This window comes from Cellulosimicrobium sp. So1_17, from assembly GCF_055181235.1.
On the sequence record NZ_CM143702.1, the window covers coordinates 4,334,285 to 4,360,501 of the forward strand.

Consider the following 26,217-nt stretch of genomic DNA (forward strand, 5'->3'; position numbering starts at 1 on the left):
GTGAACGAGCCGACAGTGCGCGACGGTGTGGTCTCCGTCGTCCTGGTCAACTACAAGGGCGCGGACGACACGATCACGTGCCTCCGGGCCTTCGACGAGGTCGACTGGCCGAGCGAGCGGCTCGAGCTGATCGTCGTCGACAACGACTCGCAGGACGGGAGCGCCGAGCGGATCCGTGCGGCCGTGCCGCACGCGAAGGTCGTGGAGTCGGGCGGCAACCTCGGTTTCGCCGGCGGGTGCAACACCGGCGTCGCGCACGCCACGGGACAGTGGGTCGGCTTCATCAACAACGACGCCCGCCCCGGTCCGGGATGGATCACCGCGGCGGTCGAGGCGATGAGCGCCGACCCGTCGATCGGTGCGGTCGCATCGAAGGTCCTGGACTGGGAGGGCAAGCTCGTCGACTACGTCGACGGGTCGCTCACCTGGTACGGCATGGGCTACAAGCGCGAGGCGGAGTGGCCCGACTCCGCGGAGTACGACGTCCCGAAGGACGTCCTCTTCGGCACGGGTGCGGCGATGTTCGTCCCCGCTGCGCTGTACCGCGAGATCGGCGGGTTCGACGAGCGGTTCTTCATGTTCTACGAGGACGTGGACCTGGGCTGGCGTCTCAACCTGCTCGGCTACCGCGTGCGGTACGTCCCGGGGTCCGTGGCGTACCACAAGCACCACGTCACGATGAAGAAGTTCGGGAACTACCGGGAGTCGTACCTCCTGGAGCGCAACGCGCTGCTCTCGATGTACAAGAACCTCGACGACGAGTCGCTCGCGCGCGCCCTCCCGGCCGCGATGGCGCTCGCCGTCCGTCGGTCGGTCGCGCGCACCGGCACGGACGCCACGATGCTCGACCTGCAGCGGTCGCCCGGCGGCGACGACGTCGGCACCGTCGAGATCGAGAAGATGGCGCTCACGGGCCCGCTGGCCATCGACTACTTCGTCGAGCAGCTCCCGTCGCTCGCGGAGTCCCGCAGGGACCTGCAGGCACGACGTCGACGCTCGGACCGCGAGCTCTTCCCGCTGTTCCGGCACGCGATCGAGCCGGCCTACGCGATCGAGAGCTACCTGACGGCGCACCACGACCTCGTCGAGGCCTTCGGGATCGACGAGCACTTCGTGTCGCGGCAGCGCGTGCTCGTCGTGACCGGCGAGCCCCTCCTGGAGCGGATGGCCGGGCCGGCGATCCGCGCGTGGGAGATCGCGCACGCCCTCGCCCCGGTCGCCGAGGTGCGGCTCCTGTCGACGGCCGGCGTCAAGGTGGAGTCCCCCGAGTTCGACGTCGTGCACGCGCACGGTCGGGAGCTGCGCAAGCAGACCGACTGGGCGGACGTCATCGTCTTCCAGGGCTTCCTCCTCGAGGGCGCGCCCTGGCTCAAGGAGAGCTCGAAGATCCTCGTCGCCGACGTCTACGACCCCATGCACCTCGAGCAGCTCGAGCAGGCGAAGGACCTCGGTCCGAGCGGTCGCGACCGGTCGATCCGGGAGACGACCCGCGTGCTCAACGAGCAGCTCGCGCGGGCGGACTTCGTCCTGTGCGCCTCCGAGAAGCAGCGTGACTTCTGGCTCGGGCAGATGGCCGGCCAGGGCCGCGTGAACGCGGCCGTCTACGACGAGGACGAGAGCCTCGACTCGCTCATCGCCGTCGTCCCGTTCGGCATCGCCGACGAGAACCCGGTGCAGCGCCGGCACGCCATCAAGGGCACCGTCCCGGGCATCGGTCCGGACGACAAGGTCATCCTCTGGGGCGGCGGCGTCTACAACTGGTTCGACCCCCTGACCCTCGTGCGCGCGGTCGACCGGCTCCGTCGCCGCCACCCGGAGGTGCGCCTGTACTTCCTCGGGCTGAAGCACCCCAACCCCGGCGTGCCGGACATGCGGATCGCCTGGGAGCTCCAGCAGCTCTCCGACGAGCTCGGCCTGACGGGCAAGCACATCTTCTTCAACGAGGGATGGGTCCCGTACGGCGAACGAGCCGACTACCTGCTCGACGCGGACCTGGGCGTCTCGACGCACTTCCACCACGTCGAGACGGCGTTCAGCTTCCGTACGCGCATCCTCGACTACCTCTGGGCCGAGCTGCCGATCGTCGCGACGAGCGGCGACACCTTCGGCGGCCTCATCACCGAGCACGGCCTGGGTGCCGCGGTCCCCCCGGAGGACGTCGAGGCGCTCGAGGCGGCGCTCGAGACCTACCTGTTCGACGACGTGGCGATCGCCGCCGCACGGGAGAACGTGAAGGGCTTCGCGGAGTCGTACCGCTGGGCCGAGGTGCTTCGTCCGCTCGTCGACTTCTGCCGGTTCCCGCGCCGGGCGGCCGACCTCCACTACGACCTGGGGGAACCGGAGACCGTGGCCCGTGGCTTCGAGCGTCGAGGCGGGCTCCGTGCGGACCTCGCCCTGGCCCGGGACTACCTGCGCGCCGGGGGCATCGGTGAGGTCGCACGACGTGCGGGCGGGCGCGTGCGTCGGGCTCTCGGCCCGTCGTCCTGACCGGACGCCGCCTGACCGGACGGTGAGGGCGGGTGCGGAGCGCCACGGCGCGCCGCGCCCGCCCTCACCGCGTGAAGGGGAGGGATCCCCGCAGCGCCCGCCCCCGGCGGGCGACGACGTCGCGCAGGGACGTGAGCCGCTGGTCGAGGTTCCTGCTCGCCCCGTGCAGGCCGGCCAGGTGCTCGGCCATCCGGCGCCCCGCGACCCCGGGAGAGTGCAAGGTCCGGATGTCCTCCGCCGCCCGCCGACCGACCGCTCGCGCTCGCTCCGGGTCGTCGACGACCGTCCGCATGTGCGCGGCGGCGGCGGCCACGTCGGGCTCCGCCCAGGGGCTCCCCGCGGGATACGGGTCGGCCCCCTCGGGGATCGGCGTGCTCGTCCACGGCACGAGGAACGAGTTCTCCTCGGTCATGAACTGCATGTTGCCCGAGTACGCCGTGGCGATGACCGGTCGGCCCCACGCCATCGCCTCGGCGATGGTCAGGCCCAGCCCCTCGGACCGGTGGAGAGAGACGTAGCACGCGCAGCGGGCCGCGAGGGCGTCCCGCTCGGCAGCGGAGAGGTACCCCTCGAGGAGCACGACGTCCGGGTCCCCCGCGACGAGGAGCCGAAGTCGTTCCGCGTCGGCCGGTCGCTTGTCGGCGTTGATGGTCTTGAGCACCAGCACCGGTCCCTCGCCGGGTGCGAAGGCGGACCGGAACGCGTCGACGACCGCCCAGGGGTTCTTGCGCTCCACGGTGCTCAGGTAGTCGAAGGCGAAGAGGAAGTACGGACGACCGGAGGGGATGCCGAGACCCTCGGGGAGCGCCGGGCGCTCGGGCGACCGCTGCGGTAGGGGCGGCGGCATGGTGACGACGGGTACCGGTGAGACGGCGGCGACGGCGTCGCGCACGAAGTCCGTGGCCGTCCACACCTCGTCGACGTGCTCGAACGCCGCGGCGTGCTCGGCAGGGAACGACTCGACCTCCCAGTACCACATGCCGATCCGCCGGGACCCCGCGGTGAGGGTCTCGACGGCGGCCGCGATCTCCGGGGTCTGGTCGGCGTTGACGCACAGCAGCGTGATGTCGAAGACCTCGTTGTCCTGGGACGCCTCGTAGGCGGCCGAGGTTCGGCTCTGGAGGTTCCGTGCCACGGACACGGTGGAGTGCCGGACGCCACCCGCCGTGAGCGCCTGCTCGACGAGGCGCGCCGACTCGCCCACCCCGAGCTCACCCGTGAGGTATCCGACGAGGTTGACCCCGTGCGGGTGGTGGCCCTGCTGACGCAGGGGGGCCGTCCGCTGCGCGTCGGCCGTGGCTCTCGCGGCGGCCCGCATCAGCCCCGCGTCGTAGGGCTCCTCGCCGACCCCGCTCGCCAGCGCCCAGGCCGCCAGTGCGGGGGTGTCGGGCCCGGGGACCAGCGGGAAGGCCGCGCGCAGGTCGTCCCGGTCGTCGTACGCCGCCGCGAGATAGCGCGCCACGCCGGCCTCATGACCGTTCGGCAGCACGTCGAGCAGCCATCCGGTCAGCGCCTGCGCGGCCCCGGCGGCGAAGGGGTCGGGGAACGTCCCGCCCGCGGACGCGGCCCGCCGGAAGACGTGGCGAAGGTGCGCGTGGAGCGGGGTGCCCGACGCGGTCGTGGAGAACCGCCGGCTCGCCGGGCGGACGTCCCGCCCGCGCTCCTCGGCCTCGGCGGCGGACCGGCGCGCGAGCGCCGGGTGCTCGCTGAGCAGGAGCATCGGCGGGTCGTCGCTCCGGGCGTCGAAGAGCCAGGGCCGTGCGGGGTCGAGGCCGCCGAGGTCCAGCGCGACGACGTCCCGACCGTCCCGGCGCAGGACGGCGCCCTCCTCGTCGAAGCGCGCCGTGGACGGCGTGTTCCAGCGGGTCACGAGCGCGGCGTCGTCGCGCACGACGGTCACGGGCACCGCCATCGCGAAGAGGTCCAGGGCGGCGTCGCCCACCTCCCACGACTCGAGCAGACGGACGAGCGACGGGAGCGCTGGCAGGACCGTCGGCCCGAGCGCGATCAGCTCGGAGGCCAGACGCGGACCCGGGACGAGCGACGCCGCGGTGTCCAGGGGGAGGCGTGCCAGGGGGTCCGTCGTCCGGCTGAGGAGCACGAGCCCGGTCTCTCCGACGAGGCCCGTGATCCGCGCCGGGGAGGAGAGCAGGACCACGCCTGCGGCGACCAGGAGGACCTCGCGTCCCGCGGCGAGGAGATCGGCGGCGAGGCGCACGCCGAGGAGCCGCACGAGCCCGTCCTCCGTGAGCAGCGCCGCCCAGCGGTGCAGCTCCGCGTCCGGGACGACGTCCTCGGGGCGCCGCACCTCTTCGTCGCGCACAGGCACGTAGCCGTCGTCGAGGGCGAGGACGACGACGGGGGTGCTCGGGGCGGCACGCCCGACGGACCGGACCGTCGCGCGGGCCGCGGCGAACGTGGGTGCGGTGGCGACGACGACGACGGTCACGTGATCTCCTGGTTCTGGACGGAAGGGGGCGGGGGAGGGGCCTCCGAGCGGGCACCTCGTGCCGACGCGGTCCGGAACACCTGCGCGCGGGCACGTGCCGCTCCGCGCCAGAGGTGCCGCCGCTCGCGCAGGGTCGTCGGTGCGCGGCGCACGGCGTCGAGGACGGCGCGCCGCCGCGCGGCGGTCACGGCGGGTCGTTCGGAACGGCGGAGGCTGTGCACGACCGCCGCGGCGACCTGGCGCGCGGAGGACCGCGCGACCACGGCCAGCGGTGCGTGCCGGCCGAGGACGACGAGGGAGTTGCGCGTGTTGTAGTAGCGGAACAGCGGGCTGGTCGTGTCGCTGCTGGCGGCGTGCCGGTGGTGCGCGACCGAGGCCGCGCAGTAGCGCACCGCCCATCCGTGCGCGCGCAGCCGCCACGAGAGGTCGGTGTCCTCGTAGTAGAGGAACAGCCAGGGGTCGAACGACCCGACGTCGCGGAGCGCGGCGGCCCGCAGGAGCGCCGCGCCACCGCAGAACCCGAAGACGTCGGGGTCCGGGTCGACCGTCCCGTCCACGGCGAGCCAGTCCCGGTCGCCGCCCGCGCCGTCGGGCCGGACGACGTTGCCCGTCGAGTTGATGAGCGTCCGGCCGAGCGCGTCGGGCTCCGTGAGGAGGATCCTCGCCGTCACGGCGCCGACCGTGGGCTCGGCGTCGGCGACCTCGACCAGCTTCCGCACCGCGTCCGGCTCGAAGCGGGCGTCGTTGTTGAGCAGCACGGCGTACTCGGCGTCGAGGTCCCGGAGACCGAGCTCGGCCCCTCCTGCGAAGCCCAGGTTCTCGGGGCTCGCGACCACCCGGACCGTCGGGAACTCGGCGGCGAGCATCGCGAGCGTCCCGTCCGACGAGCCGTTGTCCACGACGAGGACGTCGAGCTCCCCGTCGGCGACGTCCTGGGCGAGCAGCGACGGGAGCGACTCGCGCAGGAGGTCCGCACCGTTCCAGGTGACGACGACGGCTCGCACCCTGGGCGCCGACGGGCCGGTCATGCGACCACCCCCAGCGCGTCCCGGTACGCCTCGACGTGCGCCGCGGCCGAGCGCTCCCACGTGTACCGGGCGGCGTTCTCCACGGCGGCGCGGGAGAGCACGTCGTGCCCCTCGCCGGCCGCGTGCTCGATCCCCTCGGCGATCGTGTCCGGGGCGGCCGGGTCGACGAGGACCACGCCGTCGCCGCCGACCTCCGCCATCGACGTGCCGCGGGAGGTGACGACGGGAGTTCCGTGCGACTGGGCCTCGAGCACCGGCATGCCGAAACCCTCCCACCACGACGGGAAGCAGAAGACGCGCGCGGCGGCGTACGCGAGGTGGAGGTCGTGCACGCTCAGCGGACCCAGGCGGTGGACCCGGTCCGCGGGGACCGACGCGAGCCGGGACGCGACGTCGTGCTCGGCGTCGCCCCAGCCCGGCGGGCCTGCCAGGACGAGGTCGAGGTCGGCGCCGCGCGCGACCAGGAGCCGGTAGGCGTCGACGAGGCCCGCGACGTTCTTGCGTGGCTCCAGCGCACCGCACCAGAGCACGAACGGCCGCTCCAGCGCGTGCCGCCGGCGGAACCGGTCGACCTCGGTCTCCGTCACGGGAAGGCCGCCCGCGCCGTGAGGGACGACCCGGATCCGGGAGTCCTCGATGCCGGCGTCGAGGCAGTCGAGCCTCGTCGCGTCGGACGGCGTCACGACCACCGCCGCCTCGTGCCGGACGATGTCGAGGCCACGCTCGAAGAACCGGACGCCCCGGGGGGTGAAGTGCTCGGGCGCGCGGCGGAACGCCAGGTCGTGCACCGTCACGACGAGGGGCGCGGAGGGCGGGGGGACCGCCCACGTCGTCGCGTGGACGACGTCGGGGCGTGGGCCGGCGAGCCGGGGCCGCCGCCAGCGGGACCAGGCCTCGTAGAGCACGGGGCGGGGAAGCGCGGACCGATGCACGGGCATGGCCGGGGGCAGGCCGTGGGCTCCCGCCGAGCCGCCTCGGGCACGAGCGCCCGCGACGGACACGTCCCCACGCGCCGCGAGGCCCTGCGTCAGCTCGCGCACGTAGGTCCCGGAGCCGCCCGGGACGGGCTGCCACAGCTGTTCGACGGTGAGCGTCACACGGAGCACGGGGCGGGAAGGCACGCGGCCCAGCCTAGATGCTCACGACGGCCTTCCGGTCAGCCCTCGCGACGGACCGAGGCGCCCGGGTCGCACGGCCACGGCCGGAGCTACGCCCGCCCGCGCGCGATCTCCTCGATCAGCTCGACCTGCTGGAACGCCGTGCGACGCACGTCGACGAGCGCCGTCGCGATCTCCTCGTGGATGGCCTCGCGGTCGGCCAGCAGGTCGGCCAGGAGGGACCGGAAGACGTCGTCCGTGAGCTCCCTGTGCCCGACCGCGAACCGGGACTGCCCGAACATGTCCAGGACCTCCCGGTACTTGTGGCTCCAGCCGATCACCAGCGTCGGCACCTCGGTGGACAGCGACGACACCATGGCGTGGAAGCGCGACGCGACGAACACGTCGCACCGCGAGATGAGGTGCCGCAGCGACTGCGAGCTGAGCTCGTCGTCGACGAAGAGCACGCGCCCCGGGTCGGCGACCCGCGCGGCGATCTCCCGGCACAGCGGGAGGTCGTTGTTGTGCACCTTGTCGGTGTGCGCGCGTGCACTGTGGGCGACGAGGAAGACCTTGCGGCCGAGGGTCTGCGTGATGTGGTCGATCTGCGCCACGACCTGGCCGACGTAGTCCTCGCCACGTGCCGCGGCGGACTTCGCCAGCACGGCGCTGGGGGAGAAGCCGACGACGTCGCCGTCGGCGAAGAAGGCGGGGTCGACCGCGGACTCGGCCGCCGCGACGTCGTCGGGACCGACCTCGAGCGTGAACGCGAGGTCGGCACCCGCGTGCACGTTCGTCAGGCCGAGGCCGACGAGGTGCTCGTGGGTGATCGCACCGCGCGAGACGATGGCCGCCATCCGAGGCAGGATCGCCCGCGCGGCCAGCTTGTTCAGCGCGCTCTCGAAGGGTCCCATCGCCTGGGCGACCTTCACCACGGGCGTGCCGACGAACAGCGCGGGCAGGATGCTGGCGACGTTGTAGATGAGGAACTTCCCGCGGCCGTCGACGAACGTGATGCCGCCCTCGTCGAGGAGGACGTCGCTCTCCGCGAGCGCGCGCACCTCGGGCACCGCCCGGCGGATCGCGGCGCGTGCCGGCGGCAGGAGACGGTGGAGCAGCGCCGCGCCGTTGATCAGCACGCCGAGGCGCACCGGGTCCGCGCGCATGACGCGCACGTTGCCGAACGGGTTCAGACGACGATCGGAGTCGGGGTACATGCTGAGGAGGACGAACCGGGCCTCCTCGTCACGCGCGCTCAGGTGCTGCACGGAGCTCTCGAGCATCGCCGATGCACCCTTGTTGCCCGAGAAGGCCGAACCGATGATCGCAATCCTCATGCTGTGTGTCCTTTGCGGTGTGAGAGCGCTCTGAGCGCGAGGTAGAGGGCTGCCACGACGGCGTCGGCGAGCGTCGCCAGGAGCCGCGCGGCCAGGGAGAGGACGATGGCCTGCTCGACGGGGACGTACGGCGTGGCCAGGAGCACGAACACCGACTCGCGGACACCGATGCCGCTCGGCACGAACACGGCGAGGATCCCCACGGCGCCCGCGATGATGTACGCGCACGCGAGGGGGAGGTAGGTGGACGCCGGAGGGTCGATCATCGAGATCGCGATCGCGACGACACCGACCCCGTTGACGACGCGCGGGAGCAGGTAGAGGACCTGGAAGCGCAGCGACTGGCGCGAGGTGAGGAAGTACTCGTGCGGGATCTCCCGCTTGAGCGTCCGGCGAGCGAGCAGGTTCGACGCCCAGCGGAAGAACCGGCGGTTCGTCAGCGCGAGGAGCGGGACGAGCGACACGAGGGCGAGGACGAGCATCCCGTTCCCGCTGACGTCGAACGTCCCCATCGCGAGGAGCACCACGGTCGGCGGGACGAGGGAACCGACGAGCAGGAAGACGTTCTCGTAGACGAACGTCAGCGTGACGAGGGTGCGCGAGATCCCGACGTCCTTGGCCCACGCCACCTTGTTGACCACGGACCCGACCTGGCCGGGTACGTACTTGAGCAGCCAGGACAACGAGTGGACGCGGATCGCCTCGAGCGCCGGGACGCGGTGCCCCGAGAGCTCGGAGGTCATCCTGCCCCAGAGCTGGCCGGAGACGACGACTGCCCAGGCGAAGAGGAGCACCGAGGCGACGATCCACCCGTCCAGGGTGAAGTCGATGTCGCGGACGGCGTCGATGTTGTCGAGGAGCGACCGGCCGAAGAAGTAGCCGACGACCGCGACGACGACGACCGTCAGCGCGATACGGAGCGCTCTGCGCCGACCTCCCGAGACCGACGCCACCCGGTCACTCGGCCAGCGCATTGAACGAACGCATCACGTCCAAGGACTTCTTCGGGGACGAGGCGACGAGGGCGTCGGGCCGGGGGTATCCGACGGCGATGAGAAAGACGACGCGCTCGTACGGGGCGAGGCCGAGGGTCTTCTGCATCTTCATCTCGAGCGGCTCGAAGTCCGGCCAGTTGATCACGCTGGAGGAGAGACCGAGGGTCTCGAGCGCCAGCATGAAGCCCATCGCGGCCAAGGACGCGTCGACGTACGGCACGTGCCTGTCGCGGGGGGAGAAGTAGGAGTCGAAGCGCCCCTTCACGACGATGACGGTGGGGATCTGGTGCCCGTAGCCGCCCGCGCCGAAGGGGATCGAGGCAACCTTCTGCACGGCGTCCGCGTCGTCGAAGACGAGGAACTCGTACGGCAGCCGGTTGCAGGCGGTGGGAGCCTCGCGACCGACCACGAGCGCCTTGTCGATGAGCTCGCGCGGCACCGGGCGGTCCTCGAACCACCGGACGGAGCGGCGCTGGTGGGCGAGCGCCAGGAGGTCGTCGTACGAGACGTCGCTGCGCTTGATGTCGGACTGCGCGTACGGGAAGAGCGGGCGGTCCACGACGACGCCGTCCGGCTTGGGCAACGCCTCGTAGGCGGCGCGGGCGCGGTCCACCACGGGCTCACCGGGCGCGACGACGGAGAAGTACTCCGCGAGCACGGCATCGGCCCAGCGCAGCTCGACGTCGTCGATCCCCGTGCCGGGTCCACGGCCGCGGACGGCGCGCCCGTAGAAGTCGACCGTCTCCTCGATGTAGTCGCGGGCGAACACCTCCCGGCGGGGCTCCATGAGGATCCCCTTCTCCAGACGGTGGACGTTGCGTCGCAGCTCCACGTGCGAGTGACGCGCGCGGCTGAGGTTGCGGTAGTACGCCCGCCGCCCCGCGAGGATGCCGTACTGCTCGCGGTTGAAGGTCCCGAGCCCGAGCACCGAGTAGGCGGTCGCCGCGGGGCGGTTGCTGCCGAACACCTCGAGGACGCCGAGGGTGGTCCGCTCGTAGGCACGGCGGACCTGGGGGACGGCCAGCGCGTCCTTCGCGAACTTCTTGAGCTTCTTCAGCACTGCGTGCACCTCAGGTCGTCGTGTTCGCCCGCGGCACGCGGGCCTGGCGGTGGTCAGGACGGGCGGTCTCCGGCGCGGCCGGACGCCTCCTCCGAGAGGACGGCGCGACGACCGGTCGGGGTGCGTCCGCACGGAGCCGACGGCCGGTGGCGTGGTGCGCCGGGACGGAGTGCGCCGACGGGCATCCTCCCACGGCTCGGACAGGAGAGGAAAACTGCGCGACCGGTCGTCTCAGCGAATCGCGGCCGGGGGAAGCTCCTCCTGGACCCGGACGGGCTGCGGGTCTCGAGCGGCGGCCGTGCGGACCGACGCCGGTGCGACCGTCCCGGCCGCGGGCAGCGTCGGCCGCTCCGCGCGATCGGGTCGGCCGTACTGGATCTCCTTGAGCCGCTCGAGGGTGTCCTCCATGAGCGTGCGGTTCGTCTTGAGCAGGTCGGCGATGACGAGGAGCGCGAAGCAGAGGAGCGATCCGAAGAGCATGGCGGCGCCGAAGATCAGCGACTGGATGTGGTCGCCCGCGTCCCCGACGAGCGTCAGCACGAGGAAGCGGACGAACGGAACGAGCGCGACCACGAGGAACAGGAGCCCCAGCGTGACGAACACGGTGTGCGGCTTGAACATGATGTAGCTGCGGGAGATCGCCTGTCCCGACTTGACCATGTGCTGGCCGATGTTCGTGAACAGGCGGGACTCGCGGGTCTTGGCGTTGGTCGAGATCGGCACGCTCGCGATGCGCAGGCGCTTGTTGCCCGCCTGGATGATGGTCTCCATGCAGTAGCTGAACTGCGTGACCACGTTGAGACGGATCAGCGACGACCGGGAGTACGCCCGGAACCCGCTCGCCGCGTCGGGCAGGTCGGTCCCGGCAGCGAAGTTGACGACCTTGCTCCCGATCCCCTGCATGAGCTTCTTGAACGGCGAGAAGTGCGCGATCGTGGCGGTCTGCCGGTCTCCGATCGCGATGTCGGCCTCGCCGCGGATCAAGGGTGCGACGAGGTCGCCGATGCGCTCCTGCGGGTACTGGTTGTCACCGTCCGTGTTCACGACGATGTCGGCGCCGTGCTTGAGCGCGTAGTCGACGCCGTCCCGGAACGACCGGGCGAGACCCATGTTGCGGGTGTGGCGCACGAAGTGGACCACTCCGTGCTCGCGTGCGACCTCGACGGTGCGGTCGGTCGACCCGTCGTCGATCACGAGGACGTGGATCTCGTCGACACCCTCGATCTCGCGGGGGATCGAGGCGAGGACCGAGCCGAGGGTCGCCTCCTCGTTGAGACAGGGGACCTGGACGAACAGCTTCATCTCACACTCACTGAGGACGGAGGCGGGCTCGACGGAGCGACGCTTGACGTGCAGCAGTCTAGTCACCGTCGGACGGGCGTCGGCGCACGCCGGTGGCCGGGCGCGTCCGTTCCTCGGACGCGGTGGGCGTCGTTCGTCAGCGGTCGGACGTCTCCGCGCTGGTCAGCGCACGACGACGGTCGTCGCCCGAGGTCGCGCGCAGCACCACGACGACCAGCGCTGCCCAGGCCGCGGTGTACAGGGCCGCGAGCACGAGCGGATGGGCGACGGGCGCCCAGGAGTCCGCGTCCGTGCTGAACCACCCGCCGGCGGCCCCGTTGACGTAGCGGTGCATGTTGACCGCGAACGCGGCGACGTTCACCGCGACGAGGCCGACGCCGAGGGTCGCGAGCAGGTTGGTGTGCAGCCACCCCGGCAGCACGTCCGCCGCGCGGGACACGACCAGGCCCGCGAGGAGCACGAACCCGACCGAGAGCGGGAAGATGTAGCGTCCCTGCCAGAAGAACCCGATCGACTGCGCCTGCGCCGCCTGGAACGCGATCGGGAGGGCGAAGACGACGAGGGCCAGGCCCGCCAGCAGGAGGCGGTCCCGCGAGCGGCCGAGGGCCCAGGCCAGGAAGACCACGAAGCCGATGGTGGCCGCGGCGAGCAGGTAGAGCCAGACGGGGACGGCGACGTCCAGCCACCCCAGCGCGGAGATCAGCTGCTGCACGTAGGCGCTCGTGTTCCCGAGCGTGAAGGTCACGGCGTCGCGGAGCGGGATCCCGGAACCGCCCCCGTCGGGTACCGCGCTCGCACCGAAGATCCAGGCCGTGCCGACCGCGCACGCGGCGACGCCCGCCGCCACGCCCCACCACAGTCGGCGGTCGCGGAAGACCTCCCGCAGCGTCGACCAGGGCACGCTCGCGACGCACAGCACCACGATCAGGGCGGCGAAGAACGGGCCGAGGCTCCGCGCGTTGGCGAGGAGGAGCGCAGCGATCCCCACCCGCACGAGGCGCCGCGGCGTGAGCGCGGCGTCCGGGGAGTGCAGCAGGGCGAGGAGGGCGACCCACAGGAGCGCCGCGCCGGTGACCTCGATCGACTGGGGGTTGACCGACCCGAGGAGGTTCACGACCGTCGGTGTGACGGGGAGCAGCAGCGCGAGCCCGAGCCAGCGTCGCGTCCTGAGCTCGACGATCGTGCGCACGGCGAGCGCCAGCACGAGGGAGGCCAGGGCGGCGTTCACCAGGCGCATGAGAAGGACCGTGTGCTCGCCGCCCCCGGGCAGAAGGCTCGGCAGGCCCACGATCGCGTAGTACAACGGGTTGTAGTTGATCGCGGAGGTCTGGACGGGCGTCGGCGTGTCGATGTCGCCGCTGAGGTCCGGCTGGCACGAGGCCGGCTGGTCGGGGTCGAACGCGAAGCAGTTGGGGTAGAGCGAGAGCTGGAGGTACAGGTTCGGCAGCTCCACCACGCCGATGCCGTTCTCCGCACCGTCGGGCGAGAGGTCCTCGGCACCGCGCACGGTGGCGGCCGCCTTCACGACGTGCGCGGGCTCGTCGACCGACGCCATGAGCGGGTTGCTCACGGCCCACAGGGCGCTGACGGCGAACAGCGCCACGAAGGCTGACCAGAACGCGGCGCGAGGTGTCGAGCGCCGCGCGGTGAACACCCGCTCGACCCACGCGGGAGTGCCGGGGGTGGCAGGGGCGGCGGGGGCGGAGACCGTGGTCCGGGTCATGGTCGACCCTTTCGCGTCAGCAGTCGGCGGGCGGTCGACCAGTACGCGCGCAGCACGCCCTCGAGCGGTCGCGCCGCGGGAGGGAGAGGTGTCTGCGCCGGGTCGAACGTGTCGGTGAGGAGGGAGAACAGCTCGCGGTCCGGAACGGTCCGGGCGCGCTGGACGACCGCACGACGCCGACGGATCCACGACGCGTGGGTGAGGCACCACCACCACCCGGCGACCTTCTGCCGACCCCAGCCCTGCAGGACGGCGACGAGCAGCAGCGCGAGGTCGAACGCGACGAGCGGGAGCGCGAGAGCGGCGAGGGTGGCGCGCTCGTGGCACGTGAGCAGGAGCAGCCAGCGGTTGCGCTCGACGAGGTACATCTTCAGCGGGCTGCGGGAGAACTCGTAGTGGTGGAGCACGCGCGCGTCGCCGAGCACCTGCACGCGCAGGCCCTGCTGCCAGCACCGCCAGCTGAGCTCCATGTCCTCCATGTACGCGAAGTACTCGTCGGGGAACCCGCGCAGGTGCTCCCAGAGGTCGCGCCGCAGGACCAGGCACGCGCCGCTGGCGGAGGCGACGTCGCGAACCGCGGGGACCTCGGCTGCGGGCGTCCCCATCCGGCCGGCCCAGCTCAGACCCAGCACGTGCAGCGGGTTCCCCGCCGAGTTCACGGTGCCGGGGGAGTCGGCGAGGAGGACGGTGGCACCCGCGACACCGACGTCGGGCGCGCCCTCGAGGTGGGTGACGAGGCGGGACAGCGTCGACGGCTCGACGACGGCGTCGCTGTTGACGAGGGCGAGGAACCTCCCGTGCGCACGTCGGGCGCCGAGGTTCACCCCACCGGTGAAGCCGAGGTTCCGGCCGGGGGTGAGGACCTCGACGCGCTCGTCGGCAGGGAGCCGCCCGACGGCGTCGGAGGTGCAGCCGTTGTCGACGACGACGAGCTCGATCGTGACACCCTCGGAGGCCAGGACCGCGCGCACCGCCTCGTGCAGGTACTCCTCGGCGCCGAAGGCGAGGACGACGACGGAGACGTCGGGCTGGGTCACGGGAGGGCCTCTCGGCGGAGCTGGTCCCAGCGGCGGTCCGTCCGGCGCAGGGCGATCGTCAGGGCGAGGAACGAGACGGCCGACCCGATCGTCAGGGCGACCGCGACGCGGAGGTCGAGCGTGCCGGGCAGGGGCAGCGAGACGAGCGCGCCGACGACGCCGGCGGCCCACGCGAGCGCGACGACCCGTTCCTGCTCGTGGGCGAGGAGCGCCTGGGCCTGCACCTGCGCCAGCATGAACACGCCGCCGGAGACCGCCACGACCACGAGGGTGGAGAGCCCGACAGCGAACTCCGGACCGTAGATCAGTGCCAGAGCCCGCTCGCCGAGCAGCCAGACGCCCGCGACACCGGCGACGGCGAGAGCCAGGGCCGCGAGGCGCGCCCCGCGGACTGCCGTCCGGTACCGGACGACGTCGTGCCGCGCGATATGACCCGCCAGGGACGGCAGGAAGACCGCCTGGACCGCGGCGAACAGGAAGAGCGGGATCCGGGCGACGGTCACGGCGGCGACGAAACGACCGCTGAGACCCTGCTGGGCGGGCGTGGCGAGCGCTGCCATGCCGATCGGGCCGAGGTTCGCGAGGACCTGTGCAGCGGTGGACGCGGCGACGAGGGCGCCGATCCCGGCACCCCGGGGAAGGTCGCGATGTCCCCGCCCGACGTGCAGGAGCGCGCGCGGCGAGGCCGTGACGAGGGTGGCGACCACGGGCGCGAGCACGAGGACGAGCCCGTAGGACAGGCGCGACGGGTCCGGCAGGGCGAAGAGCGCGCCCGCCAGGACGATCCGGAGCGCGCCGTCCACGCCCAGCTGCGCGCCGTACCGGACGAAGCGTCCCTGACCCGCCAGCACTCCCCGGGCGTAGTAGGCGAGCGCCTGGCCGACGAGACCGAGGACCACGACGACGACGATGTCCTGGGCGGAGCCGAAGAACACGTCGGCCAGCCACGGCATGAGGGCGAGGCCCACGACGAGGACGACGGCCGACGCCACGACCCCGAACCGGACCGCCGTGACGACGTTGGCGCCGCGCCCGGTCGCCCGGCTCGCGGCCAGCCGGCGTCCGGTCTCCTGCTCCAAGGGCTGGAACAGGCCGATGCCCAGGGCGTTGAGCACGGTCCACGCGACCGACACGGGTGCGGAGGCCGCGGGACCGAGGTCGCGGCCGACGAGGGCGAGGAAGACGAAGTTGGACAGGCCGAAGAGGCCCAGCCCGCACGCCACCCAGATCGGTCCGAGGTCGGCACGCGTCCTGGAGGGGTCAGCCCTCATCGGTGAGCGTCTCGACGTCGAGGTCGGTGCGCGCGCGCGAACCGCGGGTGAGGACGTCGACGTCGAAGCGGAGCATGGCGACTTCCTCGACCAGGACGCGCGTCTCCTCCTCGAGCGCAGTGGTCTCGACGCTCAGCTGGATGCACACGCCGAGCAGGACCGCGAGGGCGAGCGCGAAGAGGAGATTGCTCGGCGTCTCGACGCCGACCACGCCCGCGAGGGTCTCGACGACGCCCGGGAACGCGCCGACGACGCACACGGCCACGGCGAGCACCAGCCAGGTGGCCGCGTACTTCTCACGGAGGCGGCGACGGCGGAGGAGGACGACCAGGAAGACGACGAGGGCGACGCACGCGCCCAGGGCGAGGACGTATCCGCTCAAGGGAGGTCTCCTTCGGGCACGACGACGGGCCTGGTCAGTGCGATCGTGAGCGCCAGGACCGCGCGACCGAGGAAGACGGCCGCCTTGGCGGGGTTGTGGGACGGGGTGCCGCCGGCGCGCGGGCGCATCGAGACGCCGACCTGCCGGACCCGCAGCCCCGAGCGCGCGGCGATGACGAGCGACTCGATGGTGTCGCCCAGGTACTCCGCGGGGTAGTCCCGCGCGAACAGCTCGATCGCGCGACGGTTCGAGGCCTTGAAGCCCGAGGTCGTGTCCGTCAGGCGCGTCTTCGTGACCCTCGACAAGGTCACGGAGAGCAGCCGCATCGCCCATCGCCGGGGGCCGCGCACGGCGTACTTGCCCTCGCCCGCGAAGCGGGCGCCGATGACGACGTCGGCGTCCTGCGACTCCAGCACCTCGAGGAGCCTGGGCACCTCGGCGGGATCGTGCTGGCCGTCCGCGTCGAGCTGGACCGCGACGTCGTAGCCGTGGTTGCGCGCGAACTTGTACCCGGCGCGCATCGCCCCTCCGACGCCGAGGTTGAGCGGGAGCTCGAGGACCATCGTCCGGCCGCGTCGCGCCGAGGCGGCGGTGGAGTCGGTCGACCCGTCGTCGACGACGAGGACGTCCGCCCAGGGGATGGAGGCCTCGATGTCGTCGAGGACGCCGGGCAGGGCCTCCTCCTCGTTCCACGCGGGCACGACGACGAGCACGCGAGGAGGTCCGGGGGCGGTCACGGTCGACGATGATACCGCTGCCCGACCCGGGGGACGGCCTTGCTAGTGTCCCTGTCTCCCGGCCCTTTCCATCGCGACACAGGAACTGGAGCGCCCTCGTGCGAGTCCTCCTCGACGCCACCGCCGTCCCGGCCGACCGTGGGGGCGTCGGCCGCTACGTCGACGAGCTCGTCCCCGAGCTCGTCGCCGCCGGGGTCGACCTCGTCCTCGCCGTCCAGCGACGCGACGTCGACCTCTTCGCGCGCGTCGCGCCGGCCGCCGAGCTCGTGCCCGCGCCCTCGCACGTCGCCCGTCGGGCGACGCGCCTCGCGTGGGAGCAGTCCGGTCTGCCGGCGCTCGTGCGCTCCGTGCGTCCCGACGTCGTGCACTCGCCGCACTACACGCTCCCGATCGTCACGGGGGCACCGACCGTCGTCACGCTCCACGACGCCACCTTCTTCACGACGCCGGAGCTGCACCTGCGGTCCAAGGCCGTCTTCTTCCGCAACGCCATCAAGGTCGCGTCGCGGCGCGCGGACGCGCTCGTCGTGCCGTCCCGCGCGACGCGGGACGAGGTCGTCCGGCTCGTCGGCGCCGACGCCGGGAAGTTCTTCGTCGCGTACCACGGCGTGGACCACGCGCGGTTCCACCCGACGAGCACCGACGAGCGCGAGCGGGTGCGCCGCACGCTCGACGTCGGCGACGCGCCCTACGTCGGCTTCCTCGGGACGCTCGAGCCCCGCAAGAACGTCCCTGCCCTCGTCCGGGGCTGGGTCGAGGCGTGCGCCGGGCTCGAGAGCCCCCCGGCTCTCGTCCTCGCGGGCGGCCGCGGGTGGGACGACCGGATCGACGCCGAGATCGCGCACGTGCCCGACCACCTGACGGTCCGCCGTCCGGGCTATCTGCCGCTCGACGACCTGCCGGGCTTCCTCGGTGGGGCGAGCGTGCTCGCCTACCCCAGCCTCGGGGAAGGGTTCGGCCTGCCCGTGCTCGAGGCGATGGCCTGCCGTGCGACGGTGCTCACGACGCGCGAGCTCTCGCTGCCGGAGGTGGGCGGCGACGCCGTCGCGTACTGCGGGACGGACGACACCTCCATCGCGCGCGAGCTGGGCTCGCTCCTCGCCGACGACGCGCGCCGTGCGGCGCTCGCCGACGCGGCCGCCGTCCGCGCGCAGGAGTTCACGTGGGCCGCCGCGGCCCGCGTCCACGTGGAGGCGTACGAGGCCGCGATCAGGCGCGCAGGGAGGCGATGAACCCCTCGACGGCCGCGGCCGTCGGGAGCAGGCCCTGCTCCGCCGCCTCGTGCAGCCCGGGTGCGGCCTCGTCCTTCGCGGAGAGCTGGGGCGTGAGCGGCGAGCCGTCGCGCGCCGTCGTCGGCCACTCGATGCCGACTGCCGGGTCGAGCGGGTGGATCCCGTGCTCGCGGCCGGGCGCGTAGCCGGTCGAGCACAGGTACAGGACCGTCGAGTCGTCCTCGAGGGAGAGGAAGGCGTGCCCGAGCCCCTCGCCGAGGTAGATGGCCCGACGGTCCACGTCGTCCAGCAGGACCGAGTCCCACTGCCCGAACGTCGGCGAACCGACGCGGACGTCCACGACGACGTCGAGCACCGCGCCCCGGGCGCACGTCACGTACTTGGCCTGTCCCGGCGGGACGTCGGCGAAGTGGATCCCGCGCAGCACGCCTGCGGCGGAGACCGAGCAGTTGGCCTGCTGCAGGTCGAGCGGGTGCCCCACCGCCTCGGCGAAGGGTCCGGCCTTGAACCACTCGAGGAAGACCCCTCGCGGGTCGCCGTGCTGTTGCGGCGTGATCTCCCACGCACCGGGGACGGCGAGCTCGCGGAGCTGCATCGGTCGTACTCCTCTTCCGGACGTCGTGGCGGACCCCGCCGCGGACGTCGCGCGGCGGGCCCTAGGATCTTACGGTGCCCCGACCGGGCGCACGGTGCGGCCCTCTGCGCGACGCGGGCGGGCGCATCTCTGCAGGCCGCCGAGCGCGGCCCACATCCAGGGACGGAGCGTCGTGGACGAGACGATGGACCACGGGACCACGCGGACCGGACCCACCGGGTCATCACGCCGGTGGCTGGTGGTCGGCGCGGGCGGGATGCTGGGACAGGACGTCGTGGCGGCCGTCGCGGCCTCGGGGGACGAGGTCGTGCCGGTGGACCGCCGGTCGCTCGACGTCACGGACCCGAGCGCGACGGCTGCCGCGGCCAGAGGCTTCGACGTGGTCGTCAACTGCGCCGCCTGGACCGCGGTGGACGACGCCGAGTCGCAGGAGCCGGCCGCCTTCGCCGTGAACGGCACGGGCGCCGCGAACGTCGCACGGGGGGCCGCCCGTGCGGGCGCACGGGTCGTGCACGTCTCGACCGACTACGTGTTCGACGGTCGCGCCTCCACCCCGTACGCGGAGGACGCCGCACCCGCGCCGCGGTCCGCCTACGGGCGCACCAAGGCGGCGGGCGAGTGGGCCGTGCGGGCCGAGGCCCCGGACCACCTCGTCGTGCGGACCGCGTGGCTGTACGGGGCGCACGGCGCGTGCTTCCCGAAGACGATGGCCCGGCTCGCCGGCGAGCGCGACGAGCTCACCGTCGTCGACGACCAGGTCGGTCAGCCGACGTGGACGGTCGACCTCGCGGACCTCGTCGTGCGCCTCGTGGCTGCAGGTGCTCCGAGCGGGACGTACCACGGCACGTCGTCGGGCTCCGCGTCCTGGTACGAGTTCGCCCGGCACGTCGTGGCGTCGGCGGGCGGGCGCGCCCGCGTGGTGCCGACGACGAGCGAGGGCTTCGTCCGTCCGGCGCCCCGCCCGGCGTACTCCGTGCTGGGGCACGACGCCCTGCGCGCCGCGGGCGTGGAGCCGATCGGGGCGTGGGAGGAGCGCTGGGCGCTCGCCGCGCCCACGGTGCTCGGCCGGGGCTGACCGGCCGGGGCGGTCAGGCGGGGGTCAGGAGCGACGTCTGCTCGCCGTACGGCAGCGTGGGCGTGAGCCCGGTGCAGCGGGTCTCGCGCAGCCCGCTGCCCTCGATCGCGGGCCGGTACCTGGCCCGGCGGCTGTTGTCGAACACCACGAGACCGTCCGGCGCGAGCCGGTGGACGGCGCGCGCGAGGCTCGCGCCGCGCGCGCGGCCGTCGACCACCACGAGGTCGAACGTCCCGCCCGCGCGGTCGATCGCCGCGACGTAGTCGGCGAAGTCGAGCCCGGACTGCCCCTCCTTCTGGGACGGCACCGCGGGGTGCTCCGAGACCTCCGGCTCGACGAGCTCGACGCTGAGGTTCTCCTGCGCCTCGAACGCGGGACGCATGTACTCGTAGAAGCCCTCGTGGTGCTCGACCGAGTGCACCTCGCCGGCGCGGCGCGCGAGCCACAGCGAGCTGGCGCCCGACCCGTACTCGAAGATCCGCGCGTGCTCGCGGCCGCCGAGCCATGACTCCACCGCGTCGATCGCGTCGTACGTCCACCACGGGACGTCCATCTCGATCATGGCCTGGGGGTCGTACACGCGGGTGAGGCTGTAGAACCAGTGCTTGGTGCGCGCGGCACGGGGAGGAGGGGCGTCGTCGAGGACGTGCAGGGCGCGCAGGCCCGACCCGAGCGTCTTCATGCCCGACACGTAGGCGCTCTTCGACATGCGGAGGACGGTGTCTCTCATCAGGGCTGCTCCTCGGTCGCCGCCAGGCGACTCCTGCGTCGAAGGTACGAGAACGCCACCAGGGCGGCGGCGCCGTCCACGAGAACATAGAGCAGTCGGGAGACTGTGGCAACGATCACACCGGGCGCCGCGCCGAGTCCGCACAGGGCGGCGAAGACGATCTCCCGCAACCCCGCTCCCGCGGGCACGGGGACCGCGACGATCCCCACCGTCCAGGCGGCCACGGCGGCCATGGACACGGCCGCGGGCGACTGCGCGTACCCGAGGGACGCGGTGACGAGCACCGCGGCCCCGCCGACGAAGAGCCACGAGGGCAGCGTCAGGAGGGTCAGCCGCGCCATCGCGGCCCAGCTCGGCACCGTGAGCATCCGGTCTCCCCGGAGCGCGACGTGCATCAGCCGCAGCCCGAGCCCGACGACGCGCGGGTGCAGGAGGACCGCTCCCACGGGGAGGGCGAGGGCGAACCACGCGACCCAGCTCGGCGCGTCGCCCAGACCGACCGCGAGCGGCCCGACGACGCCGCAGAACCACCCGCCGGAGACGACGATCGCGCCGAGCGACAGGAGCGTCGAGGCGTAGCTGGTGCGCCGGTCGATCCCGCCGCGCAGCGACAGCTCGCCGCGCCCGACGATCGCCCAGATCCCCCCGGGCAGGTACTTGCCGATCTCGCCGCCGAAGTACCAGGCGAGGACGTCGGTCACGGTGCGGCCGTGCCCGACGATGCGTAGGCAGTACCACCACGCCGTGGCGAGGACGAGGCCCGCGAGGGCGCTGACCACGAGAGCCACGACGAGGAGCGTCAGGTCGGCCGACCGCAGGTCTCCCGAGATGCGGTCCCACTGCGTGACGACCGTCCACACGCACAGCCCGACGGCGACGACGGCGACCAGGCGGCCCGCGAGGCGGACCCACCGGGCACGGGCGGTGGGGGTGCGGCCGTCGTCCTCCGCAGCACCGGGCTCCTCGGATGTCACGGGCCCACAGTACGGTGCGGTCCGACGATGCCCCAGGACCCCGAGGCCGGACGCGGCCCGGGCCGGTGCGCGACGGGCTACGCGTCCAGGAGGCTGATCAGGTAGGAGCCGTAGCCGGACTTGACGAGGGCCTCGCCGCGGCGGCGGAGCTCGTCGTCGGTGAGGAAGCCGCGACGCCAGGCGACCTCCTCGGGCGAGCCGATCTTCATGCCCTGCCGGTTCTCGATCGTCCGGACGAAGTCGGACGCCTCGAGGAGCGAGTCGAACGTGCCGGTGTCGAGCCACGCCGTGCCACGGGGGAGGACCTCGACCCGCAGCCGGCCCTGGCGCAGGTACTCGCGGTTGACGTCGGTGATCTCGTACTCGCCGCGAGCCGACGGTTCGAGGTCGCGCGCGATCGCGACGACGTCGTTGTCGTAGAAGTACAGGCCGGGCACCGCATAGTTCGACTTCGGCTCGGCGGGCTTCTCCTCGAGCGACAGGGCGCGGCCCTGCGCATCGAACTCGACGACCCCGTAGGCCGTCGGGTCGGACACGCGGTACGCGAAGACGGCGCCGCCGTCGATGTCCTCGAACCGGGTGAGCTGGGAGCCCAGGCCGGGGCCGTAGAAGATGTTGTCCCCCAGGACCAGGGCGGCGGAGTCGTCCCCGATGAAGTCGGCGCCGAGGACGAAGGCCTGGGCGAGGCCGTTGGGCTCGGCCTGGACCGTGTAGCTGATCGAGACGCCGAACTGCGAGCCGTCACCGAGGAGGCGGCGGAACTGCTCGGCGTCGTGCGGGGTGGTGATGACGAGGATGTCCTGGATGCCCGCGAGGATCAGCGTGGACAACGGGTAGTAGATCATCGGCTTGTCGTACACCGGGACGAGCTGCTTGCTCACGCCGAGGGTGATCGGGTGCAGTCGGGTGCCGGAGCCGCCGGCCAGGATGATTCCACGCATGGTCGCCATTGTGCCGCACGCGGGAGCGCTCAGGACCGTGCGGTCCGGCGCGCACCGGCGACCTCGAGCTGCTCGCGCAGCCGCAGGCCGAGGACGGCGACCCAGCGCACCGGTGCCTCGAACCAGCGCCGGTACCGGCGCCGCACGTACCGTCGGGCGCTGGCGTGGTGGGCGCGGATCATCGGTTCGGGCGTGCGCTTCCAGGACGCGCCCTGGATGTGGGTCACGGTCGCCGAGGGGACGACGACGTTGTCCCACCCCGCACGGCCGAGCCGTTCGCCGAGGTCGAGGTCCTCGAAGAACATGAAGTAGCCGCTGTCGAAGCCGGAGACCGCCTCGAACGCCTCGCGGCGCAGCAGGAGGAGTGCACCCGAGAGCCAGCCGACGGCGCGCTCGGCCCCGGGGTCCGCGGGGTTCTCCCGGCGATAGCGGCGGGACAGCGGGTTGGACGGCCAGATGCGCACCAGGAGCGCGTGCCCCGCCCCGAGCCACAGCGAGGGGACCGCCCGCGCCGACGGGTACACCGTGCCGTCCTCGTTGAGGATCCGCGGCCCGAGCGAGCCGGCCGCCGGATGGCGCGCGGCGGCGTCGAGCAGGGTGTCCAGGGACCCGGGCTCCCAGACGACGTCGGGGTTCGCGACCACCAGCCACGGGGAGGTGGAGCCCTGCGCGCCGATGTTCGCCGCGCGGCCGTAGCCGAGGTTGCCCCCGGACTCCACGAGTCGCGCCGCGCCCTCGTCGACGAGCCCTTGCACGACCGCGCTGGGCCCGCCGTTGTTCACCAGGACCAGCTCGTACGACGCGCTCGTCGCCGTGCGCAGCGAGCGCACGAAGGCCTCGAGCTCGGGGCCGGGGTTGAACACGACGCAGACGACTCGGACGGCAGGAGGGACCGGCGGAGGGGCGGACGGCATGGCACGCGAGCCTAGCGGTCGAGCGGCGCGCGCCGGGCACACCGCCGGCGATTGGGGCGTAGGGTCCCGATCGGATAGCCTCCTCGCGAAATCGGCCCGAAGGACACGTCGTGAAAATCTCAGTGATCGGTTGTGGTTACCTCGGTGCCGTGCACGCGGCGTGCATGGCCAGGCTCGGCCACGAGGTGGTGGGGGTCGACGTCGACGAGGCGAAGATCGCCGCGCTCGCGGAGGGGCGCGCGCCGTTCTTCGAGCCCGGCCTGCCCGAGCTGCTCGGTGAGGTCTCCGGCACCGGAGCGCTCCGTTTCACCACCGACATGGCCGAGGTCGCCGGTTCGCAGGTCCACTTCGTCTGCGTCGGGACGCCCCAGCGACGGGGCGAGTACGCCGCCGACCTGCGGTACGTCGAGAGCGCCGTGGCCGCGCTGATCCCTCACCTGCGCGACGGCGACCTGGTCGTCGGCAAGTCGACGGTCCCGGTCGGCACCGCAGCCGGTATCGCGGAGCGGCTCGGGCGCGAGGCTCTCGGCGTCTCTCTCGCCTGGAACCCGGAGTTCCTCCGCGAGGGCTTCGCCGTCAAGGACACCCTCCACCCCGACCGCCTGGTCTACGGCGTCCCGGGTGGCGAGGCGGGGGAGCGGGCGGTCGCGCAGCTCGACGAGGTGTACGCCGGGCCGTTGTCGGAGCACACCCCGCGCGTCGTCACCGACTACCCGACCGCAGAGCTCGTGAAGGTCGCCGCGAACTCGTTCCTCGCGACGAAGATCTCGTTCATCAACGCCATGGCTGAGCTGTGCGAGGAGACGGGTGCCGACGTCACGCGCCTCGCCGACGCCATCGGCTACGACGACCGCATCGGGCGCAAGTTCCTCAACGCGGGCCTCGGCTTCGGCGGCGGCTGCCTCCCGAAGGACATCCGCGCCTTCATGGCGCGTGCGGGTGAGCTCGGCGCGGACCAGGCGGTCGCGTTCCTTAAGGAGATCGACGCGATCAACACCCGGCGTCGTGTCCGGATGGTCGACCTCGCGCGCGAGGTGCTCGACGGCTCGATCGTGGGCAAGCGCATCGCCGTGCTCGGCGCGGCGTTCAAGCCCAACAGCGACGACGTCCGGGACTCGCCGGCCCTCGACGTGGCGGTGCAGCTCGCGCGACAGGGCGCGGACGTCCGCGTGACGGACCCCGAGGCCGTCCCGAACGCGCGGCGCCTGCATCCTGAGCTCCGGCTCGTCGAGTCCCTGGACGAGGCCGTCGTGGACGCCGAGATCGTGCTGCTGCTCACGGAGTGGCAGGAGTACCGCGAGCTCGTCCCGGCGGAGCTCGCGGAGAAGGTCGCGGGGCTGCGGATCCTCGACGGACGGAACGTCCTCGACCCGGTCGCGTGGCGCGCCGCCGGGTGGACCTACCGGGCGCTCGGCCGTCCCTGACCCGTCGCCCCGCACCGTCCCTGCGGTTTGCGTCAGCCGGTGACGCGCTCGTCCCGAGCGATGCGCTCGAGGCGCGACGGGTCCTGCGTCCGCACGAGGACCGCGGACCCGTCGGACGCCCACAGACGCAGAGCGGTCCGCAGGACGCCGTCCAGGGGCTGCCCTGCCGTGGGCAGGAGCTCCCGGCGGCCGGCTCCTGCCGTCCCGCCCTGCGTCCCCTCGGGCGTCACGGGAGGAACGAGACCGGCGTGCTCCCAGGTGGCGGTGCCGGTGACGGCGGGAAGGGCGAGGTCCGGGTCGGGGACCCAGGCGACCTGGTCGCCGTACGTCATCACGGCCGACGCCGCGTCGATCGCGCCGGGAGGCAGGGCGCCGTCGAACCGGCGGGCGAGCGCCGGGAGCGAGACCGCGACGATCTCCGCCCCGGAGTCGTCCCACTCCGCGGGCCGCGTCGTCACGACGACGTCCGGTCGCTCGGGCGCCCGGGTCACCCCGCCTTCCTCGACCAGCACCGCCGTCGCCCCGACCCGCCACACGGCGAACGCCCAGACGACGGTGCGCCAATGCACGGGGAGGTCGATCACGACCCGCGTTCGGGGCCCGGCGTCGAATTCCTCGACGAGCAGGTTCGTCGTCTTGTTGATCCAGTTTTCAAGCACCGCGCCGGACAGCTCGACGCGTTCACCGTCGTCGCCATACCACGTGAGCCGGGGACGGCCGGGCTCGCGTGTGATCAGACGCAGCAGGTCAGCGACGTGAGCCGGGCGTTCGCGGGGAGCATCGGGGCCGACCGTGGAAGCGTGGGGAGAGGTCACCATGGCACCACCCTAGGCGGTGTGCTATGCGTCCGGACATGTCGGGATTTCACCCCGGCGCCTTCGCGGGGCTATCACATTTCGGCTTGACGGCTGAGGACGACACGCGTGTAATTTCTTCAATGCAGTTTCTCGTGAACGGCATGAAGGGGCGCACGATGTGGAACATTCTGGACGGAGCCGGAGCGGACATTCCCTCCGACGCAGGGCGTGAGGTGGAGCGGGTAGCACCGGTGCTGCCGCTCTTCGGCGAGCCGGTCGACGACGGGCTCATGGGATGGCAGGAGCGTGCCCTGTGCGCGCAGACCGACCCGGAGGCCTTCTTCCCGGAGAAGGGCGGGTCCACGCGCGAGGCCAAGAAGGTCTGCACGGGCTGCGAGGTCCGCGCGGAGTGCCTCGAGTACGCGCTCGAGAACGACGAGCGCTTCGGCATCTGGGGCGGCCTGTCCGAGCGGGAGCGCCGCAAGCTCAAGCGCCGCGTGGTCTGACGGCGGTCGAGGCCTGAGAGGGACGGGCGGCACGAGCGCCGTCCCGACGTCCGTGCGGGCCTTCTCCGGCGGGGTCCGACACCCCGCCACACCGGGGCGCGCAAATGCCGGGTCCGGCGCCGTC

The 26,217-nt window shown here is 72.8% G+C and carries 23 protein-coding genes; 5 read left to right on the forward strand and 18 right to left on the reverse strand.

All coding sequences use genetic code 11. The features are described 5' to 3' along the window. Entirely contained in the window at window positions 1-2,487 is a 2,487-nt protein-coding gene (locus ACZCLJ_RS19105) for a glycosyltransferase (RefSeq protein WP_463104912.1), read from the forward strand. Window positions 2,488-2,551: 64 nt separating this feature from the next. Here the strand turns inward: ACZCLJ_RS19105 and ACZCLJ_RS19110 are convergent, their stop codons facing one another. From ACZCLJ_RS19110 to ACZCLJ_RS19165, 12 genes are all read right to left on the reverse strand, one after another. After that, window positions 2,552-4,936 carry a glycosyltransferase gene (locus ACZCLJ_RS19110; RefSeq protein WP_463104913.1) on the reverse strand — a complete coding sequence of 795 codons (2,385 nt, stop codon included), beginning with the start codon at window positions 4,934-4,936 and terminating at the stop codon, window positions 2,552-2,554. Beyond that, a complete protein-coding gene (locus tag ACZCLJ_RS19115) occupies window positions 4,933-5,964 on the reverse strand; it encodes a glycosyltransferase family 2 protein (RefSeq protein ID WP_463104914.1) in 1,032 nt (343 codons plus the stop codon). Before ACZCLJ_RS19115 ends, ACZCLJ_RS19110 begins: the two co-directional genes overlap by 4 nt. Beyond that, complete coding sequence (locus ACZCLJ_RS19120) at window positions 5,961-7,085, reverse strand: glycosyltransferase family 4 protein (protein ID WP_463104915.1); 1,125 nt, start codon at window positions 7,083-7,085, stop codon at window positions 5,961-5,963. The genes ACZCLJ_RS19115 and ACZCLJ_RS19120 overlap by 4 nt, the downstream gene beginning before the upstream one ends. Window positions 7,086-7,171: 86 nt before the next feature. Next, on the reverse strand, window positions 7,172-8,398 hold the full coding sequence (locus ACZCLJ_RS19125; RefSeq protein WP_463104916.1) for a polysaccharide pyruvyl transferase family protein: 1,227 nt from the start codon (window positions 8,396-8,398) through the stop codon (window positions 7,172-7,174). After that, window positions 8,395-9,372, reverse strand: a complete 978-nt coding sequence (locus ACZCLJ_RS19130; RefSeq protein WP_251150351.1) for a lysylphosphatidylglycerol synthase domain-containing protein — start codon at window positions 9,370-9,372, stop codon at window positions 8,395-8,397. Before ACZCLJ_RS19130 ends, ACZCLJ_RS19125 begins: the two co-directional genes overlap by 4 nt. Beyond that, entirely contained in the window at window positions 9,356-10,462 is a 1,107-nt protein-coding gene (locus tag ACZCLJ_RS19135; protein ID WP_463104917.1) for a nitroreductase family protein, read from the reverse strand. The genes ACZCLJ_RS19130 and ACZCLJ_RS19135 overlap by 17 nt, the downstream gene beginning before the upstream one ends. A gap of 222 nt (window positions 10,463-10,684) precedes the next feature. Next, window positions 10,685-11,755, reverse strand: coding sequence for a glycosyltransferase family 2 protein (locus ACZCLJ_RS19140; RefSeq protein WP_463104918.1), 1,071 nt, complete (start codon window positions 11,753-11,755; stop codon window positions 10,685-10,687). 136 nt (window positions 11,756-11,891) lie between these two features. Further along, on the reverse strand, window positions 11,892-13,478 hold the full coding sequence (locus tag ACZCLJ_RS19145; RefSeq protein WP_463104919.1) for a DUF2142 domain-containing protein: 1,587 nt from the start codon (window positions 13,476-13,478) through the stop codon (window positions 11,892-11,894). After that, window positions 13,475-14,515 (reverse strand): glycosyltransferase family 2 protein, encoded by a 1,041-nt coding sequence (locus tag ACZCLJ_RS19150; RefSeq protein WP_251150347.1) that lies wholly within the window; start codon window positions 14,513-14,515, stop codon window positions 13,475-13,477. The genes ACZCLJ_RS19145 and ACZCLJ_RS19150 overlap by 4 nt, the downstream gene beginning before the upstream one ends. Next, a complete protein-coding gene (locus ACZCLJ_RS19155) occupies window positions 14,512-15,786 on the reverse strand; it encodes a lipopolysaccharide biosynthesis protein (protein ID WP_463104920.1) in 1,275 nt (424 codons plus the stop codon). Before ACZCLJ_RS19155 ends, ACZCLJ_RS19150 begins: the two co-directional genes overlap by 4 nt. Beyond that, window positions 15,776-16,168 (reverse strand): DUF2304 domain-containing protein, encoded by a 393-nt coding sequence (locus tag ACZCLJ_RS19160; RefSeq protein ID WP_251150345.1) that lies wholly within the window; start codon window positions 16,166-16,168, stop codon window positions 15,776-15,778. Before ACZCLJ_RS19160 ends, ACZCLJ_RS19155 begins: the two co-directional genes overlap by 11 nt. Next, on the reverse strand, window positions 16,165-16,905 hold the full coding sequence (locus ACZCLJ_RS19165) for a glycosyltransferase family 2 protein (RefSeq protein WP_463104921.1): 741 nt from the start codon (window positions 16,903-16,905) through the stop codon (window positions 16,165-16,167). Before ACZCLJ_RS19165 ends, ACZCLJ_RS19160 begins: the two co-directional genes overlap by 4 nt. Window positions 16,906-17,003: 98 nt before the next feature. On the opposite strand from ACZCLJ_RS19165, the gene ACZCLJ_RS19170 reads away from it, so the two are divergent. Continuing rightward, window positions 17,004-18,137 (forward strand): glycosyltransferase family 4 protein, encoded by a 1,134-nt coding sequence (locus ACZCLJ_RS19170; protein ID WP_463104922.1) that lies wholly within the window; start codon window positions 17,004-17,006, stop codon window positions 18,135-18,137. Here the strand turns inward: ACZCLJ_RS19170 and ACZCLJ_RS19175 are convergent. Continuing rightward, window positions 18,115-18,732, reverse strand: coding sequence for a dTDP-4-dehydrorhamnose 3,5-epimerase family protein (locus tag ACZCLJ_RS19175; RefSeq protein ID WP_463104923.1), 618 nt, complete (start codon window positions 18,730-18,732; stop codon window positions 18,115-18,117). The genes ACZCLJ_RS19170 and ACZCLJ_RS19175 overlap by 23 nt on opposite strands. A gap of 184 nt (window positions 18,733-18,916) precedes the next feature. On the opposite strand from ACZCLJ_RS19175, the gene rfbD reads away from it, so the two are divergent. Further along, window positions 18,917-19,807, forward strand: a complete 891-nt coding sequence (gene rfbD / locus ACZCLJ_RS19180; RefSeq protein WP_463106430.1) for a dTDP-4-dehydrorhamnose reductase — start codon at window positions 18,917-18,919, stop codon at window positions 19,805-19,807. Between the two features lie 13 nt (window positions 19,808-19,820). On the opposite strand, the gene ACZCLJ_RS19185 is transcribed toward rfbD, so the two are convergent. From ACZCLJ_RS19185 to ACZCLJ_RS19200, 4 genes are all read right to left on the reverse strand, one after another. Beyond that, complete coding sequence (locus ACZCLJ_RS19185) at window positions 19,821-20,537, reverse strand: class I SAM-dependent methyltransferase (RefSeq protein ID WP_463104924.1); 717 nt, start codon at window positions 20,535-20,537, stop codon at window positions 19,821-19,823. Next, on the reverse strand, window positions 20,537-21,511 hold the full coding sequence (locus ACZCLJ_RS19190; protein WP_463104925.1) for a lysylphosphatidylglycerol synthase domain-containing protein: 975 nt from the start codon (window positions 21,509-21,511) through the stop codon (window positions 20,537-20,539). The genes ACZCLJ_RS19185 and ACZCLJ_RS19190 overlap by 1 nt, the downstream gene beginning before the upstream one ends. A 77-nt stretch (window positions 21,512-21,588) precedes the next feature. Then, window positions 21,589-22,452: a glucose-1-phosphate thymidylyltransferase RfbA gene (gene rfbA, locus ACZCLJ_RS19195; RefSeq protein ID WP_251150339.1), complete on the reverse strand. Its 864-nt coding sequence runs from the start codon at window positions 22,450-22,452 to the stop codon at window positions 21,589-21,591. Window positions 22,453-22,481: 29 nt separating this feature from the next. After that, the gene (locus ACZCLJ_RS19200) at window positions 22,482-23,366 is read right to left on the reverse strand and encodes a glycosyltransferase family 2 protein (protein ID WP_251150338.1); all 885 of its coding nucleotides are present in this window, start codon (window positions 23,364-23,366) and stop codon (window positions 22,482-22,484) included. 110 nt (window positions 23,367-23,476) lie between these two features. On the opposite strand from ACZCLJ_RS19200, the gene ACZCLJ_RS19205 reads away from it, so the two are divergent. Continuing rightward, window positions 23,477-24,790: a UDP-glucose dehydrogenase family protein gene (locus ACZCLJ_RS19205; protein ID WP_463104926.1), complete on the forward strand. Its 1,314-nt coding sequence runs from the start codon at window positions 23,477-23,479 to the stop codon at window positions 24,788-24,790. A 32-nt stretch (window positions 24,791-24,822) separates the two neighbouring features. Here ACZCLJ_RS19205 and ACZCLJ_RS19210 read toward each other — a convergent pair whose 3' ends face one another. After that, entirely contained in the window at window positions 24,823-25,605 is a 783-nt protein-coding gene (locus ACZCLJ_RS19210) for a TIGR03089 family protein (RefSeq protein ID WP_463106431.1), read from the reverse strand. A gap of 158 nt (window positions 25,606-25,763) precedes the next feature. On the opposite strand from ACZCLJ_RS19210, the gene ACZCLJ_RS19215 reads away from it, so the two are divergent. Beyond that, complete coding sequence (locus tag ACZCLJ_RS19215) at window positions 25,764-26,093, forward strand: WhiB family transcriptional regulator (RefSeq protein ID WP_251150597.1); 330 nt, start codon at window positions 25,764-25,766, stop codon at window positions 26,091-26,093. Window positions 26,094-26,217 lie beyond the last annotated feature (124 nt).